The sequence below is a fragment of the Paenarthrobacter sp. NPDC058040 genome, from assembly GCF_042885775.1.
GTDB lineage: Bacteria > Actinomycetota > Actinomycetes > Actinomycetales > Micrococcaceae > Arthrobacter.
This window is the reverse complement of the sequence record NZ_JBHVRN010000009.1, coordinates 209,610-223,701: the sequence shown is the minus strand read 5'-3', so window position 1 is coordinate 223,701 and position 14,092 is coordinate 209,610. Positions and strand designations below refer to the sequence as shown.

Here is a 14,092-nt window from a genome sequence, read left to right as displayed (position 1 = left end):
CCTCCGCACAGCCGCCCCTCAGTGGCGCTGACCACCAGTTCTCAGTGGTGGAACAACGTCCAAGCTAGCCCACGAGGTTTTCGGCAGCACCGTCCATATGCGCGATGATCGTCTCGCGTGCCTTCGCAGCGTTGCCCGTTTCGATCGCGGCAACAATGTCATAGTGCCGGCCCACGCTCATGTTCCCCGTGGCCCGTTCCACACCGGCGAACATGATGGACATACGGATGGAGCCTTCCAGCGATTCCCACTGGTGCAGCAGCGTCTCGTTTCCGGAAAGCCGGCACAGCGTCCGGTGGAATTCGAGGTCGGCCTCGATCTGCTCTTCCAGGGACGATTCACTCGCCTTGCCCATGGCCTCGACGGCGTGACGCAGTTCCTGGAGCGCTGCTTCCTTGTCCGGCATGTCGCTGAGCGTCCGGGCGGCGAGCGATTCGAGGACCCCACGGACGGAGAAGATGTCCCTGATTTCCTTGACGTCCAGGTGGCGGACCGAGAGGCGGCCACGCGCTCCGGCTGAAACCAGGCCTTCCTGCTCCAGCTGACGCAGGGCTTCGCGAAGGGTTCCGCGGCTGATCTGCAGCATGTCGGACAGTTCGGTCTCCACAAGATGCCGCCCGGGTTCCAGCTCACCGCTGGTGATGGCACCCCGCAAAGCGATGAGTGCCTGTTCGCGCAGGCTCTTCTTCTCGAGTCCCAGAAGGGATGCGCTCAGGGCCATGATCTGTCCTCAATATCTTTGGGCGACTGCCAACAGTCCGGTGTTAACAGTCGATACTACGGCCAGGGGCGTGGGACCGGCAGTCATACCGGCTCCCACGCCCCTGCAAGGCAAACAATCAGCCGAGTTCGGCCAAGACCTTCGCGACGATACGGTCCACGGACAATCCGTAACGTTCGTGCAGGGTTGGTAACGCACCGGCGTCGAGGAACTGGTCCGGCAACGCGATGGGAACCACGCGCTTGCCCAGGCCGGCGCTTACGACGGCGGAGGCAACAGTTTCGAACAGGCCGCCAACAACGGTGTGGTTCTCAAGCGTGACGGCCAAGCGATCCGTGTTCAGCTCGGCAAGCACGGTCTCGGAGTCGAAGGGCTTGATGGTCGGCGTGTGCACCACGGCCACGTCCACGTTGTGCTTTGCCAGCGCATCGGCTGCTTGCAACGCACGCATGGTCATCAACCCCGAGGAGACGAACACCACGTCATTGCCGCCGCGCAGCACCTTGGCCTTGCCGAGTTCGAACGTGTAGTCGTACTCGTCCAGGACAGTAGGCACGTTGCCCCGCAACAGGCGCAGGTAGGTGGGTCCCTCAGAGGCGGCCAGCTGCGGAACTGCCTGCTCGATGTCCACCGAGTCGCACGGATCAACGATGGTCAGGTTAGGCATGCCGCGGAAGATCGCCATGTCTTCGGTGGCCTGGTGGCTGGGACCGTAGCCCGTGGTCAGGCCGGGCAGGCCGCCAACGATGTTCACGTTCAGGTTCGGCTCGGCGATGTCCAGGCAGAGGAAATCGTAGGCGCGGCGCGCGGCGAAGACGGAGTACGTGGAGGCAAACGGGACCAGGCCGGTCTCGGCCATGCCAGCGGCCGCACCGAACAGCAACTGCTCGGCCATGCCCATCTGGAAGAACCGTTCCGGAAACGCCTTGGCGAAGATATGCATGTCCGTGTACTTGCCCAGGTCCGCTGTCAAACCCACAATCTTGGGGTTGGCCTCGGCTGCCGCAACCAGCGCGTGTCCGAACGGAGCAGACGTAGTTTTCTGGCCGGGATCGGCAAACGAGGCGATCATCGCCGAGGTCTTCAGCTTCGGCTTGGCAGCCGCCGTCGTGGTTGTCACGCTGCTCATTCCGTGGCCGTCCCTTCGTATCCTGCGGTCAGCTGCTCACGGCAGATCTGCCATTCGTGTTCTTCGATGCGCATGAAGTGCGCCTTCTCGCGGGTCTCCAGCAGCGGGACCCTGCGGCCCACCTTCGTGTCGCACAGGATCACGGAAGGCCGCCCGACCGGCGCCGCAACAGAGGCGATGTTGTCGAACGCAGCCAGCAGCGCACCGACGTCGTTCCCGTCCACGCGTTGGGTGTACCAACCGAACGATTCCCACTTCTCCGTCACCGGTTCGGTGCGCAGCACCGTATTCGTGGCACCGTCGGCCTGGAGGGCGTTGATGTCCACCATCGCGGTCAGGTTCCCGAGCTGGTGGTGGTGCGCGCCCATGGCGGCCTCCCACGTGGAACCCTCGTCCAACTCACCGTCGGAGAGGAAGTTGATCACCCGGGAGGCAGATCCCTGCGCCCGGAGCCCCAGGGCCATGCCCACGGCGATCGTCAGGCCGTGGCCCAGCGACCCGCCCGAGATTTCCATGCCCGGGGTGTAGGTGGACATGCCGGACATCGGCAGGCGGGAATCGTCGGAGCCGTAGGTCTCAAGCTCGGCGACCGGCACGATTCCAGCCTCGGCAAGGGCGGCATAGTGGCCGATCGCGTAGTGCCCGGTGGAGAGCAGGAAGCGGTCCCGGCCCTCCCAGTGCGGGTCCTCGGCGCGGAACGTGAGCTGGTCGCCGTACACGGAGGCGAGCATGTCGGCAGCGCCCAGGGCCTGGCCAACGTAGCCCTGGCCCTGCACTTCGCCCATGTTCAAGGCATGGTGGCGGATTCGGTAGGCGGCTGCGCGGATGCGGTCCACGCGCTCGGCAGAAAGCAGAGCTGGTGCCGTTTCGACTGATGGGAGAGTCACGGGATTCCTTCCGGAGCCGGGCGCGTACCGATGGGGAGGACGCGCCCGACGTCGAGTGGGTACTTAGGCGGTTACCGACTGGGGTGTTTTGCTGGCGGCTTCTTCGGCGAGCTGCCGCTCGCGCTTGCCCCAGGTTTCCTTGGTTACCAGCGCCGCCCAGAGGCCGATTGCCCCGTAGATGCTGAACAGCGCCGCCGGACCGATCCACCCGAAGCTGACGAACAGCAGCGTGGTGATGAACGGAGTGAAGCCGGAAACCATCGCTGAGATCTGGTACGCGAGCGATGCGCCGGAGGAGCGGGTCTTGGCCTGGAAGAGCTCCGGGAACCAGGCACCCTGGGCGCCGGCGAGGGAGTTCTGGCACACGGCGTAGGCGATCACGATGGTGGCAATGATGAAGATGAAGAGGCCGGTGTTGACCAGCAGGAACATCGGGATGCCAAAGACCACTGCGAACGCCGTAGACCAGATATAGACCGGACGGCGGCCTACCTTGTCGGTCAGCTTGCCCCAGGCGTAGGTGGCGAAGATGCCGATGGCGGCGGCGATGCAGAGGGCAACCAGGGTCTGCGTCTTGTCGGCGAGCTTGGTGCTGTGCAGGTAGGAAATCATGTACGTCACGGAGACTGCGTAACCTGCGGTTTCGGCGATGCGGAGGCCGATGCCGCGGACGATATTGCGCCAGTCCGTCTTGATGACCTCGACGATCGGGGACTTCACAATGTCGCCCTTGGTCTTGACGTCCTCAAACACCGGGGACTCAGGAACCTTGGAGCGGATGATCAAGCCAACGGCCACCAGGACGATGCTGGCGAGGAACGGTACGCGCCAGGCCCACTCGCTGCCAAGGCCCACGCTGCTCAGGAACACGAGGTTGGCGAGCAGCAAGCCTACTGGGAAGCCGGCCTGCACGATTCCGGTGAACTGTCCCTTCTTGCGCCACGGTGCGTGTTCGTAGCTCATGAGGATGGCGCCGCCCCACTCTGCACCGAAGGCAAGGCCCTGGATGATGCGCACGATCACCAGCAGGGCCGGGGCCAGGAGGCCCACCTGCTGGTAGGTGGGGAGGAGGCCGATGGCGAACGTCGCCAGGCCCATGAGGATCAACGAAGCAACCAGGACGGGCTTGCGGCCGAGCCTGTCGCCGAGGTGCCCGCCGATGATGCCGCCCAGCGGGCGTGCGGCGAATCCGACGCCGAGGGTCGCGAACGAGGCCAACGTACCAGTCACCGGATCGGCGCCCGGGAAGAACGCCGTACCGAAGTACAGTGCGGCCGCTGTGCCGAAACCGATGAAGTCGTAGGTTTCAATGACTGCGCCTACGCCTGAACCAACAGCGACGCGCTTAGCTTCCTTGGTTCCATGAACCGGACCACGCATGGCCAGAGCTTCATTGCTCATTGCTTATTTCCCTTTCGAAGAGTGGGGCGCTTCTCCGCAACCTCACTGTCGACAGTCAACATAATACGTCAACTGTGACCGACACCACCAGCATTGTCAACAGTCGACCTCAAAGGTTGACTGTTGACAGTTAACGAGGATAACGTGGTTTGCATCACTACAGGTTCCTCTCCGGCGAGGACCGCAAGACTTGAGGATCGACGACGATGTTCCATCACCGACTTGGCTGTTCCTCCATCAGCTTCCGCCACCAGGATCTGGCCACAGCGCTGGACACCATGGGTGGCCTCGGCTTCGAGGAAATCGACCTCGGCGCCCTCCCCGGCGTCTGCGACCATGTGCCCTACGTACTGGACGCCGAGGCAGTCGAGGCGGTTGCCGCCGTCGTCAATAACTCGGGACTGCGCGTCCGCTCGGTCAACGGTGACATCGGTGACCTGAACGCAACGCTCGACGCCGGCGCCCAGGAAAAGCGCGAACGCCACCTCGAGATGCTGCTCAGCCTTGCGGCGAAGATCGGCGCCAAGGCGCTTGTCCTCCCCTGCGGCGCGATCGACCACCAGCCGGTCCGCAGTTTGGAAGAAGACATCGACGCTGTCGCCGCGCAGCTGATCCACGCCGCACAGCGGGCCGAAGAGTTCGGCGTCGAACTCTGGACCGAATCACTCCACTACTTCCGGCTCTGCTGGAACACGGAACGCGCGCAACTGCTCGCCGACCGCCTGGCCGGTTCCGGCGTCGGAATCGTCACGGACTTCAGCCACATCGTTGCCTCCGGCGGCGACCCCGTGGACTTCGTTGACCGCTTCGGCAGCCGCATTACGCACGTCCACCTCCGCGATGCCGTGCCCGCCACTGATACCGAGCCGGGGAACATCAACCTCAGCATCGGCAACGGCCAGGCGGATTTCGCCAGCGGCCTCTCCAAGCTGCGGGACGCCGGCTACAGCGGCCACTTCTCGCTGGAACTTGAAACCCGCGACGTCACCCACGACGAACGCCCAGCTGCCACCGCGAAGGCCGGCAGCTTCATTACAGACCTCATCTAACAACCATCATTTCAAGGAGCACCATGACCACCATCCAGCGCACCGCCGTCCTCACCGGGGCTACCTCCGAGCGCGGCATCGGCCTCACCACCGCCCGTCGCTACGCCTCCCAGGGTTGGGGCGTCGTCATCCTGGACCTCGACGGCGAGAAGTCCGCCAAGGTTGCGGCCGAGATCGGCAACGAGTTCAACGTCCCCGCCTTCGGCTACGAGATCGACGTCGCCAATGAAGCTTCCGTCGCCAAGGCGCAGTCCGCTGTGGCCGGGGAAGTCGCTGCCGGCAACCTCCCTCCCGTGGGCGCACTTGCCAACATCGCCGGCATCACGTCCCCCATCCCGTTCCTGGAAACCACGCTTGAGCTGTGGCACAAGGTCATGGACGTCAACGCCACCGGCACCTACCTCGTCACCAAGGCATTCCTGCCTGGCATGATCGCCAACGGCTGGGGCCGCATCGTGAACATGTCCTCCGTCTCCGCACAGCGTGGCGGCGGCGTCTTCGGCAAGGTCCCTTACTCCGCAGCCAAGGCAGCCATCCTCGGCTTCACCAAGGCACTCGCCCGTGAAATCGGCGAGACCGGCGTGACCGTCAACGCCATCACGCCCGGCGCCGTGGACACCAACATCCGCGTAGGCAGCACCCAGGAGCAGGAAGACGCCATCAACGCAGGCATCCCGCTGGGCCGCAACGCCACCACCGAGGAAGTCGCCGCCGTCATCACGTTCCTCTCCTCCGAGGACTCGGCCTACCTCACCGGCACCACCATCGACATCAACGGCGGCAGCCACATCCACTAGTCCCTGCTTTTCGAGGAACACCAGGACCCACCATGACCAGAATCTTCAACGATCCCGCCGACTTCGCCGACGAAGCCCTCGCTGGCTTCTGCGACGCCCACTCGGACCTCGTGCGCCAGGTGGAAGGCGGTGCGGTACGCCGCAACCGCCCCGCCACGCCGAAGGTCGCCGTCATTACCGGTGGCGGCTCCGGCCACTATCCCGCATTCGCCGGCATCATCGGCCCGGGCTTCGCTGACGGTGCCGTGGTGGGCAACATCTTCACCTCACCGTCCACCCAGCAGGCATACTCCGTGGCCAAGGCCGCCAACTCGGGCGCCGGCGTTGTCTTCACCTACGGCAACTACGCCGGCGATGTCCTGAATTTCGGTATGGCCAGCGAACGTCTGAACGCCGAAGGTATCCGCGCCGAGAACGTGCTGGTAACGGATGACATTGCCAGCGCTCCCCTGACCGAGATCGAGAAGCGCCGCGGCATTGCCGGAGACTTCGTCGTCTTCAAGGTCATGGGCGCGGCCGCCGAAGCCGGACTGGACCTCGACTCCGTGGTCCGGCTGGGACGCAAGGCCAACGACCACACCCGGACCATCGGCACCGCTTTCAGCGGCTGCACCTTCCCCGGCGCCGATGCGCCGCTGTTCAGCCTTCCCGAGGGACACATGGGGTTGGGCCTCGGCATCCACGGCGAACCTGGACTGTTCGATACCGAGCTTCCCGCCGCCGTCGAACTTGGACAGGAACTGGTCCGCCGCGTGCTGGAGGAAGCACCCGCAGCCGCGTCCGGACGTGTTGCCGTCATCCTGAACGGCCTGGGTTCCACCAAGAACGAGGAATTGTTCGTCCTCTGGCGCACGGTTGCTCCCCTCCTCCGCGAGGCTGGCTACACCTTGGTGATGCCCGAGGTTGGCGAACTGGTGACCAGCCTCGACATGGCCGGCGTCTCCCTGACGCTGACATGGTTGGACGAGGAACTTGAGCAGTACTGGACGGCTCCCGCTTTGACCCCCGCATACCGACGCGGTTCGGTCGGGTTCGACGTTGATTCTTCTGACGCCCCTGTGGATGACGCAGTGGCTCTGGATGCCGTCAACTACTCCTCCACAGAGGAGTCACGGGCATACGCTGGGCAGTGCCTGGCGGCTTTGGAGAAGACCGCATCCCTGCTGCGTGATTCCGAGGCCATGCTGGGTGACATGGACGCAATCGCCGGCGACGGCGACCACGGCCGCGGGATGGTCCGCGGATCATCGGCCGCACTCGAAGCAGCCGCAGCAGCGTATTCCGCAGGCGCCGGCGCCGGGTCCGTCCTGATCGCCGGCGGCGACGCCTGGGCAGACAAGGCCGGCGGAACCTCCGGCGTCCTGTGGGGTGCCGGGCTGCGGGCCTTTGGCGAACGGCTCGGCAATCAGGAAAGCCCGACGGCGGCAGCTCTCGCCGAAGCTGTCCGGGCCTTCGCAGAGGGCATCACTGGACTTGGCAAGGCCGACATCGGTGACAAGACCATGGTGGATTCGCTGCTTCCGTTCACGTCGTCGTTCTCGGCCGGTGTTGCCTCCGGTTCTTCTGTCGAGGAAGCTTGGGCCTCCGCCGCCGCCGCATCCACCGAAGCTGCAGTCGCAACCGCCGACCTCCGGCCCCTCAAGGGCCGCGCACGGCCCCTCGCCGAGAAGAGCATCGGCACGCCGGACCCCGGGGCAACGTCGCTCGCCATGGTGTTCACCGCCGTCGGACCCCACTTCACCGCAGCTCCCGCAACTGCCGCCACCAATTAGGAGAATCACCATGCGCATCATCGTGGGCGCCGACGAAGCCGGCGTTGATTACAAGGACCGGATCCTCGCCGATCTGCAGGCCGACTCGCGGATCACAGAGGTGATCGACATCGGAGTGAACCGTGCCGATGAGGACTTCACCAGGCCCTATCCATACGTCGGCATCGCGGCCGGTGAAATGATCCGCGACGGCAAGGCCGACCGGGCCATCCTGTTCTGCGGCACCGGGATCGGCGTTGCCATCGCTGCGAACAAGGTTCCCGGCATCCGTGCCACCGCGGCACACGACTCGTTCTCCGTTGAACGCTCCATCCTGTCCAACGACTGCCAGGTGCTCACCATGGGCCAGCGCGTCGTGGGCGTTGAGCTGGCCCGCCGGCTCGCCAAGGAGTGGATCGGCTACGCGTTCGACCCCTCCTCTGGGTCCGCCGCGAAGGTGAAGGTGCTGAGCGACTTCGAAGGCTGCTAGTTCTTCCGCTCAAGGCCAGGATTCCCGCGTTGCACGTAGGGTCCTGGCCCTGTCCTTTTCCCGTGTTCTTGAGGGCCCTATCGGGAGGGTGTCTATACAAGGCCACCTCTCCCATTGCAATGAACTGAACAAATCTGCTCACAAGCAGCGCCTTTCCATCAACTTGTCTACACAAGCTGGCAACGCCTGATTTGGCGGCGATTCATCTGGCCTCCCTACCGTCGGAGAGTCAATTCCCGCCAACCAATGAAAGGCTCCCCCATGGCTTCCCCCAGCCGCCGCTCCGCAATCACCGCATCACTCGCGGGCCTCGCCACCCTCGGCGCTACGGCCGCCGTCGCCACTCCTGCCCAAGCCACCGGACAGGGGCACGGCAGCAACCGCCCCTCCGGCAAAGCCACGGTCTTCACCGTCATCAGTGATATCCAGGGCGATCTGGGCGACTTCGAGCTCGCCCTCAAAGACATCGAATCCACCAACCCGGAGAGCCAAAGCGCAGGCCTGGTGGTCAACGGGGACATCACGCCACGAGGCTACGACTTTGAGTACGACGCGGTCCGCAAGGTCCTCGATGCCAACCCCCACGCCCGCAACGTCCACTGGTCCATCGGTAACCACGAGTTCTACGTTCCCAAGTACTCCAACCCCAGCACCCTCGCCCAGGCAACGTGGCCCAACGGCACCACGGAAGCCTCGCTCTTCCAGAGCTTCTACCGGTTCACCGGCCGCGACAGGGTGTATACGGAGATCGACCTCGACGGCGTCCCGGGACTGATTTTGGGCACTGAAAAGTACATGCACTTCCACGACTCAAAGCTGTGGGACGAGGTATGGCTGAGCGAGGAACAGATCTCCTGGTTCGAACAGCGCCTCGACTTCTGGGCACGCCGGGGACAGCCTGTCATGGTCTTCACCCACCATCCATTCCCGGACACCGTCTCCGGCACGCGCAACAACCTTTACAAGAAGGACTACCTCCAGGCAGACCGGCTCCTGGGCATTTTGGGCAAATACAAGAACGTCTTTGTCTTCACCGCCCACACCCACTGGGCTCTCCAGCTGGCCGATTGGGAGGTCCGCCGGACAGTGCCAGGAACGGGCAACCTCCAGGGTTTCCAGGTCATCAATACGGGCGCCATTCAAATCCTTTGGGAGGACAACGGTGCCGGTGGCGAGCGGGCTCTCGACGGCCGTGAGGCCAGCGGCCTCCAGGTTGAGGTGTATAACGACTGCGTTGTAGTGAAGGCCCGCGACTATCGACGCGGGGAATGGATCAAGGAAGTCCAGATTCCGCTGTTCCCATGACAGGTCGGCAGGATATGGAATCCGCAGAGCTACACTGGCCTCCATGTCCTGCCGAATCAGCGAACTGGTCCTGAATTGCACCGACGCGGAGCTTCTCGCGAAGTTCTGGAGCGAAGTCCTTGGCTACGTTGAACTCGACCGCGAGGATGGCGCGATTGAAATCGGGCCACCTGAGGCAGGTTTCGGAGGGCTGCAGCCCACCATCATCCTGAGCCCAAGCAGCAACCCCCGCACGGGTCGCCTACCGCTGCACATCGACGTCAATCCTGTGGACCGGGACCAGGACGCGGAGCTGGAACGACTTCTTGCCCTCGGGGCCCGGCCTGCCGACGTCGGGCAGACCGGCGAGGAGCATTGGCACGTTTTGCAGGACCCTGAGGGCAATGAGTTCTGCCTGCTGCGGAGGCGGCTGGGACCGACGTCACGCTGAAACCTGACGTCGGTTCGCTGGCGTCGTCCCCTAGAACCCGCCCCCGCCACCTGAATCGCCGGCCATGTTGGCGAAGCGGGAGTAGTGGCCCTGGAACGCCACAACGATGTCCTTGGTGGGACCGTTACGGTGCTTGGCAATCAGGATGTCCGCTTCACCCGCTCGCGGTGATTCCTTGTCATAGACGTCCTCACGGTGAAGCAGGATGACCATATCGGCGTCCTGCTCAATGGAGCCCGATTCACGGAGGTCGGACACCATGGGTCGCTTGTCCTGGCGCTGCTCGGAACCACGGTTCAGCTGCGACAGCGCGATCACGGGCACTTGGAGTTCCTTGGCGAGCAGCTTGAGCGCACGGGAGAACTCGGACACTTCCTGCTGGCGGGATTCCACCTTCTTGCCAGAGCTCATCAGCTGCAGGTAGTCGAGGATCACGAGCTTGAGGTCGTGCTGCTGCTTCAGGCGGCGGCACTTTGCGCGGATCTCCATGAGGGACATGTTGGGGCTGTCGTCGATGAACAGGGGGGCGTCGTTCATGCGGCCCATGGTGGTAGCGATCTTGGACCACTGTTCGTCCTTGATGGTGCCCTTGCGGAGATCCTGCAGGCCAATGGTGGCTTCCGCGGAGAGAAGGCGCATGGCGATCTCGTTCCGACCCATTTCCAGGGAGAACATGACCGTGGCCAGATTGTTCTTGATCGCGGCCGAACGGGCGAAGTCCAACGCAAAGGTTGACTTACCAACAGCCGGACGGGCCGCAATGACAATCATCTGGCCCGGGTGAAGGCCGTGCGTCAGTTCGTCGAGCTCATAGAACCCGGTTGGAACACCCACCATGCCCTCGCCACGATGGCCGGAAGCTTCGATCTCATCCACCGTGGATTCCATGACGTCCTTCAACGCCACGTAGTCCTCGGCTGTGCGCTTTTCGGCAACGGCGTAAACCTCGGCCTGGGCCTGGTTGACCAGGTCCTCGACCTCGCCGTCCTGACCGTAACCCATCTGGACGATTTTGGTGCCGGCGTTGACCAAACGGCGCAGCACTGCGCGTTCTGCCACAATCTCGGCGTAGTAGCCGGCGTTGGCGGCTGTGGGGACCGTCTGAATGAGCTCGTGGAGGTAGGCAGGGCCACCGATCCGGTTGATCTCACCGCGTTTGGTCAACTCATCGGAGACCGTTACGGCGTCGGCGGGTTCACCACGTCCATAGAGGTCGATGATCGACTCATAGATGGTCTCGTGCGCGGGACGGTAGAAGTCATGACCACGAACGATCTCCACAACATCGGCGATCGCGTCCTTGGACAACATCATGCCGCCGAGAACGGACTGTTCAGCTGCGATATCCTGCGGAGGTTTGCGGCTCGCCTCGGAAGACCGGGAGCCCTCGATTGAGTCCAAATGCGTTACTGACAAAGCCGTCCTCCATATGTGTACCGCTGAAGTGATGTGGTTCCCTCAGCAGTGCGTAAAGCGCAAGCGGACCTGGGATGGTTTTGCCCGAGCCTCCGGACCAGCCGAGTGCTCCTGTTGTATCGGCAGGGACCGACATTTTCGGCCCACAACATTTCCACAACTTATCCACAGAAGTATCCCCAAGCGGTTTTGCGCGCCGCTGCTTGGGGGCTGCCGGGAGGACCGATTCCATCCTGAAACAGGTACCTGAGCCACGTTAGCGGGGGTCCGCGCGCGCACAAAGCCAGTTATCCAAGACGCTTGTGGATAACCTGTGGAATAAGTGCCACTCGTTGTGCACAGTCTGTGCGTTACCCTGTGGATAGAGAAATTCTTTCTGCGGTAAACGGCACCTGACCTGCAAAAACATTCATCACAAGCTGTGGAACAAAGAAATTTTTGGTGGATAACCATCCACAGCCACCAGGCCTTAGCCGGCTCGCGGGAAGCTCAATACGGCGCAAAACATGCCTCAAATGTGATGACTCTTACATGCGCCGGGTTAATTTGACACTTTCCTCTCGGAAGCCTATGCCGGACACGGAATGTGCTGTGGATAACCCCCGATCTGGCATAAGCTCTAAGCATGGGGAATAACCTTGGCGACCTGCTCTTGACGGCCCTTCCTTTGGTGGTCCTCATTGGTCTGCTGTGGGCCCTCTCTGCGGCCCTCAGACCGCGCGACACAGGCGTCTCGGATGCCGAACGCTACCAGCGCGAACTGGCGGCCCGCTCTGCCGCCCACCAGGCCTCCCAAGTGAAGGCGGCCCTGGCCGCCCGGGCCCGGATCGAAGCGTCCACCCAGCCCAGCCAGAATCGGGCACAGACCACCCAGCACGGTGCCGGCACCCAGTCCACGGGCTCAACCGTGCGGGGCCAGGCAGCTGTTCTTCCCAACGGCCAGCTGAATCCGCAATTGGCCTTCGAGATTCAAAATCTGGTCCGCAGCGGGCAAAAGATCCAAGCCATCAAGATGCTGGGCCAAGCGACCCACTCAGACCTCATGACCGCCAAGAACTACGTAGATCGGCTCTGACAAAACGCCATGGATTCGCTCCTTATCCCACTCGTGATCCTCGTCCTGGTCATCGTGGGCGTGCTGCTGCTCATTCGCTCCTTCACCAAGCGCTCTGCCGAGACCAAGGCTGACGCGGCTGCCGCCAGGGCACCAAAGGATCCAGTGCAGCTTGCCAAGGATTCGGCGGGCAAGCTGGACGAAGACCAACACCGCCGCTTGTACTCACTCATCGCACAGGGACAGGGAATGGCCGCCATCAAGCTATACCTGCAGGCCACTGGAGAAGGCCTCCGGGCCTCGCGGGACGCCGTCGGTGCCCTGGCCGCCCACCCGCAACCGTTCCGACCCGAGACGCCCGCCGAGGACTCTTTGGCCGAGGATGACGATGAGCCGGAGCGCTTTCCCTACAGGTACCGGGCGATCGTCAGCAAAGGCGATGTGACCCGCGAGGTCAGCAGCAACATGCTCAATGACGAAATCTACGGACGCATCCGCACGCTCGCCAAGAGCGGTGACGTGGAAGGCGCAGCATTGGCGCTGACCCGCCACTCGGACATCACCATCAAGCAGGCACGGGAATTCATCGAGCTCCTGGACGACTAAAAATCGAAGAGGTCGCCCAGGAACCCCTCCTTCTTCTTACGCTTTCGCCCGTACTGATCGCGATTGGAGCGGTCGCGTTCGTCGTAGTCACGGCGATCATAGTCACGGCGTTCCCGATCGTCATACCGGGGCCGCGACTCAAAGGGGTTGTAAATGGGCGGCGGCGCGATGGGCGGCTGGGCGGACGCCGCTGACGGCCGCGGCTGTGTGGCTCCGCTACCACCGTTGACACGATCGATGATCTTGTCCAACTCGCCGCGGTCCAGCCACACCCCGCGGCACTTGGGGCAGTAGTCAATTTCCACACCACTACGTTCGCTCATCACCAGGTCAATGAAATCCACAGGACACTTCATGCCTGCCTCAACGACCCGGGCGGGCAATTGGTTCGCCTTAGTGGCCCGCCGAGATTCCGGCAAGGAGTTGCTCGAACGGCAACGACTCAAGGGTGGGCGTCTTGCGGCCAGGCTGGGGCCCGCTCAGCAACTGCACGAGCTCAGCCGCGGCCCGGTCCACCCGCACCGAAAGAGGCGAGCCGCCGTCGTCCGTTCCCCAATCCTGGGGCCCGGCGAAGACGCCGGTGGCAGTCGTCCTGGTCCGCAGGTAGCTGAACAGCGGGCGCATGGCGTGGTCCAGGACCATCTGGTGCCGGTCAGTGCCGCCGGTTGCACCCAGCAGGACGGCTTTGCCGTCCAGCGACTTGGGGTCAAGGACGTCGATGAACGACTTGAACAGACCACTGTAGGAGGCGCTGAAGACGGGGCTGACTGCGATGATGCCGTCCGAATCGTCGACGCCGGCAATCACCTCGGCGAGCCGCGGCGCGGCATAGCCGGTGACGAAGTTGTTGGCGATGTCCACGGCGAGGTCCCGCAGTTCGACGACGTCGATCCTCACGTCATACCCGGCCGCCTTCAGCTGCCGTTCGGCAGAGGCGGCCAGCTGGTCCGCCAGCAGGCGGCTCGACGACGGCACTCCAAGTCCGGCGGAAAGGACGGTGATGCGGCGGGTTTCCATGGCATTCTCCTGTTGCTCGATCATTTCCAGCATACATGC

General features: G+C 63.4%; 15 protein-coding genes. 8 read left to right on the top strand and 7 right to left on the bottom strand.

Annotated features, from left to right (window positions below):
* Positions 1-64 precede the first annotated feature (64 nt).
* From ACFVSJ_RS14820 to ACFVSJ_RS14805, 4 genes are all read right to left on the bottom strand, one after another.
* Complete coding sequence (locus ACFVSJ_RS14820) at positions 65-721, bottom strand: GntR family transcriptional regulator (protein ID WP_387437601.1); 657 nt, start codon at positions 719-721, stop codon at positions 65-67.
* Positions 722-839: 118 nt separating this feature from the next.
* Positions 840-1,850: a transketolase family protein gene (locus ACFVSJ_RS14815; RefSeq protein WP_387437600.1), complete on the bottom strand. Its 1,011-nt coding sequence runs from the start codon at positions 1,848-1,850 to the stop codon at positions 840-842.
* Positions 1,847-2,737: a transketolase gene (locus tag ACFVSJ_RS14810; RefSeq protein ID WP_387437599.1), complete on the bottom strand. Its 891-nt coding sequence runs from the start codon at positions 2,735-2,737 to the stop codon at positions 1,847-1,849. The genes ACFVSJ_RS14815 and ACFVSJ_RS14810 overlap by 4 nt, the downstream gene beginning before the upstream one ends.
* Before the next feature lie 63 nt (positions 2,738-2,800).
* A complete protein-coding gene (locus ACFVSJ_RS14805; protein ID WP_387437598.1) occupies positions 2,801-4,138 on the bottom strand; it encodes an MFS transporter in 1,338 nt (445 codons plus the stop codon).
* Between the two features lie 206 nt (positions 4,139-4,344).
* On the opposite strand from ACFVSJ_RS14805, the gene ACFVSJ_RS14800 reads away from it, so the two are divergent.
* The 6 genes from ACFVSJ_RS14800 to ACFVSJ_RS14775 all read left to right on the top strand — a co-directional run bounded on the left by ACFVSJ_RS14800 (position 4,345) and on the right by ACFVSJ_RS14775 (position 9,960).
* Positions 4,345-5,187: a sugar phosphate isomerase/epimerase family protein gene (locus ACFVSJ_RS14800; RefSeq protein WP_387437597.1), complete on the top strand. Its 843-nt coding sequence runs from the start codon at positions 4,345-4,347 to the stop codon at positions 5,185-5,187.
* Between the two features lie 23 nt (positions 5,188-5,210).
* Complete coding sequence (locus tag ACFVSJ_RS14795; RefSeq protein ID WP_387437595.1) at positions 5,211-5,984, top strand: SDR family NAD(P)-dependent oxidoreductase; 774 nt, start codon at positions 5,211-5,213, stop codon at positions 5,982-5,984.
* Positions 5,985-6,016: 32 nt separating this feature from the next.
* Positions 6,017-7,756 (top strand): dihydroxyacetone kinase family protein, encoded by a 1,740-nt coding sequence (locus ACFVSJ_RS14790; protein WP_387437594.1) that lies wholly within the window; start codon positions 6,017-6,019, stop codon positions 7,754-7,756.
* Between the two features lie 10 nt (positions 7,757-7,766).
* Positions 7,767-8,225, top strand: a complete 459-nt coding sequence (locus ACFVSJ_RS14785; RefSeq protein WP_281449917.1) for a ribose-5-phosphate isomerase — start codon at positions 7,767-7,769, stop codon at positions 8,223-8,225.
* Positions 8,226-8,486: 261 nt separating this feature from the next.
* Positions 8,487-9,530 carry a DUF4073 domain-containing protein gene (locus ACFVSJ_RS14780; RefSeq protein ID WP_387437593.1) on the top strand — a complete coding sequence of 348 codons (1,044 nt, stop codon included), beginning with the start codon at positions 8,487-8,489 and terminating at the stop codon, positions 9,528-9,530.
* A 43-nt stretch (positions 9,531-9,573) separates the two neighbouring features.
* Positions 9,574-9,960 (top strand): VOC family protein, encoded by a 387-nt coding sequence (locus tag ACFVSJ_RS14775; RefSeq protein ID WP_387437591.1) that lies wholly within the window; start codon positions 9,574-9,576, stop codon positions 9,958-9,960.
* 30 nt (positions 9,961-9,990) lie between these two features.
* On the opposite strand, the gene dnaB is transcribed toward ACFVSJ_RS14775, so the two are convergent.
* Entirely contained in the window at positions 9,991-11,376 is a 1,386-nt protein-coding gene (gene dnaB / locus ACFVSJ_RS14770) for a replicative DNA helicase (protein ID WP_387437590.1), read from the bottom strand.
* A gap of 625 nt (positions 11,377-12,001) precedes the next feature.
* On the opposite strand from dnaB, the gene ACFVSJ_RS14765 reads away from it, so the two are divergent.
* Positions 12,002-12,451, top strand: a complete 450-nt coding sequence (locus tag ACFVSJ_RS14765) for a hypothetical protein (RefSeq protein WP_387437589.1) — start codon at positions 12,002-12,004, stop codon at positions 12,449-12,451.
* 9 nt (positions 12,452-12,460) lie between these two features.
* A complete protein-coding gene (locus ACFVSJ_RS14760; RefSeq protein WP_387437588.1) occupies positions 12,461-13,036 on the top strand; it encodes a hypothetical protein in 576 nt (191 codons plus the stop codon).
* Here ACFVSJ_RS14760 and ACFVSJ_RS14755 read toward each other — a convergent pair.
* The gene (locus ACFVSJ_RS14755) at positions 13,033-13,392 is read right to left on the bottom strand and encodes a zf-TFIIB domain-containing protein (protein WP_387437650.1); all 360 of its coding nucleotides are present in this window, start codon (positions 13,390-13,392) and stop codon (positions 13,033-13,035) included. The two genes, ACFVSJ_RS14760 and ACFVSJ_RS14755, sit on opposite strands and share 4 nt — an antisense overlap.
* Before the next feature lie 37 nt (positions 13,393-13,429).
* Complete coding sequence (locus ACFVSJ_RS14750) at positions 13,430-14,053, bottom strand: FMN reductase (RefSeq protein WP_387437649.1); 624 nt, start codon at positions 14,051-14,053, stop codon at positions 13,430-13,432.
* Between the last annotated feature and the right edge of the window lie 39 nt (positions 14,054-14,092).

Excerpts from the sequence above, each read along its gene's own strand:
- ACFVSJ_RS14800 (WP_387437597.1), top strand. The coding sequence starts at position 4,345 with ATGTTCCATCACCGACTTGGCTGTTCCTCCATCAGCTTCCGCCACCAG.
- ACFVSJ_RS14785 (WP_281449917.1), top strand. The coding sequence starts at position 7,767 with ATGCGCATCATCGTGGGCGCCGACGAAGCCGGCGTTGATTACAAGGAC.
- ACFVSJ_RS14780 (WP_387437593.1), top strand. The coding sequence starts at position 8,487 with ATGGCTTCCCCCAGCCGCCGCTCCGCAATCACCGCATCACTCGCGGGC.
- ACFVSJ_RS14815 (WP_387437600.1), bottom strand. The coding sequence starts at position 1,850 with ATGAGCAGCGTGACAACCACGACGGCGGCTGCCAAGCCGAAGCTGAAG.
- ACFVSJ_RS14775 (WP_387437591.1), top strand. The coding sequence starts at position 9,574 with ATGTCCTGCCGAATCAGCGAACTGGTCCTGAATTGCACCGACGCGGAG.
- ACFVSJ_RS14750 (WP_387437649.1), bottom strand. The coding sequence starts at position 14,053 with ATGGAAACCCGCCGCATCACCGTCCTTTCCGCCGGACTTGGAGTGCCG.
- ACFVSJ_RS14790 (WP_387437594.1), top strand. The coding sequence starts at position 6,017 with ATGACCAGAATCTTCAACGATCCCGCCGACTTCGCCGACGAAGCCCTC.
- ACFVSJ_RS14760 (WP_387437588.1), top strand. The coding sequence starts at position 12,461 with ATGGATTCGCTCCTTATCCCACTCGTGATCCTCGTCCTGGTCATCGTG.
- ACFVSJ_RS14765 (WP_387437589.1), top strand. The coding sequence starts at position 12,002 with ATGGGGAATAACCTTGGCGACCTGCTCTTGACGGCCCTTCCTTTGGTG.
- ACFVSJ_RS14820 (WP_387437601.1), bottom strand. The coding sequence starts at position 721 with ATGGCCCTGAGCGCATCCCTTCTGGGACTCGAGAAGAAGAGCCTGCGC.
- ACFVSJ_RS14805 (WP_387437598.1), bottom strand. The coding sequence starts at position 4,138 with ATGAGCAATGAAGCTCTGGCCATGCGTGGTCCGGTTCATGGAACCAAG.
- ACFVSJ_RS14795 (WP_387437595.1), top strand. The coding sequence starts at position 5,211 with ATGACCACCATCCAGCGCACCGCCGTCCTCACCGGGGCTACCTCCGAG.
- ACFVSJ_RS14755 (WP_387437650.1), bottom strand. The coding sequence starts at position 13,392 with ATGAAGTGTCCTGTGGATTTCATTGACCTGGTGATGAGCGAACGTAGT.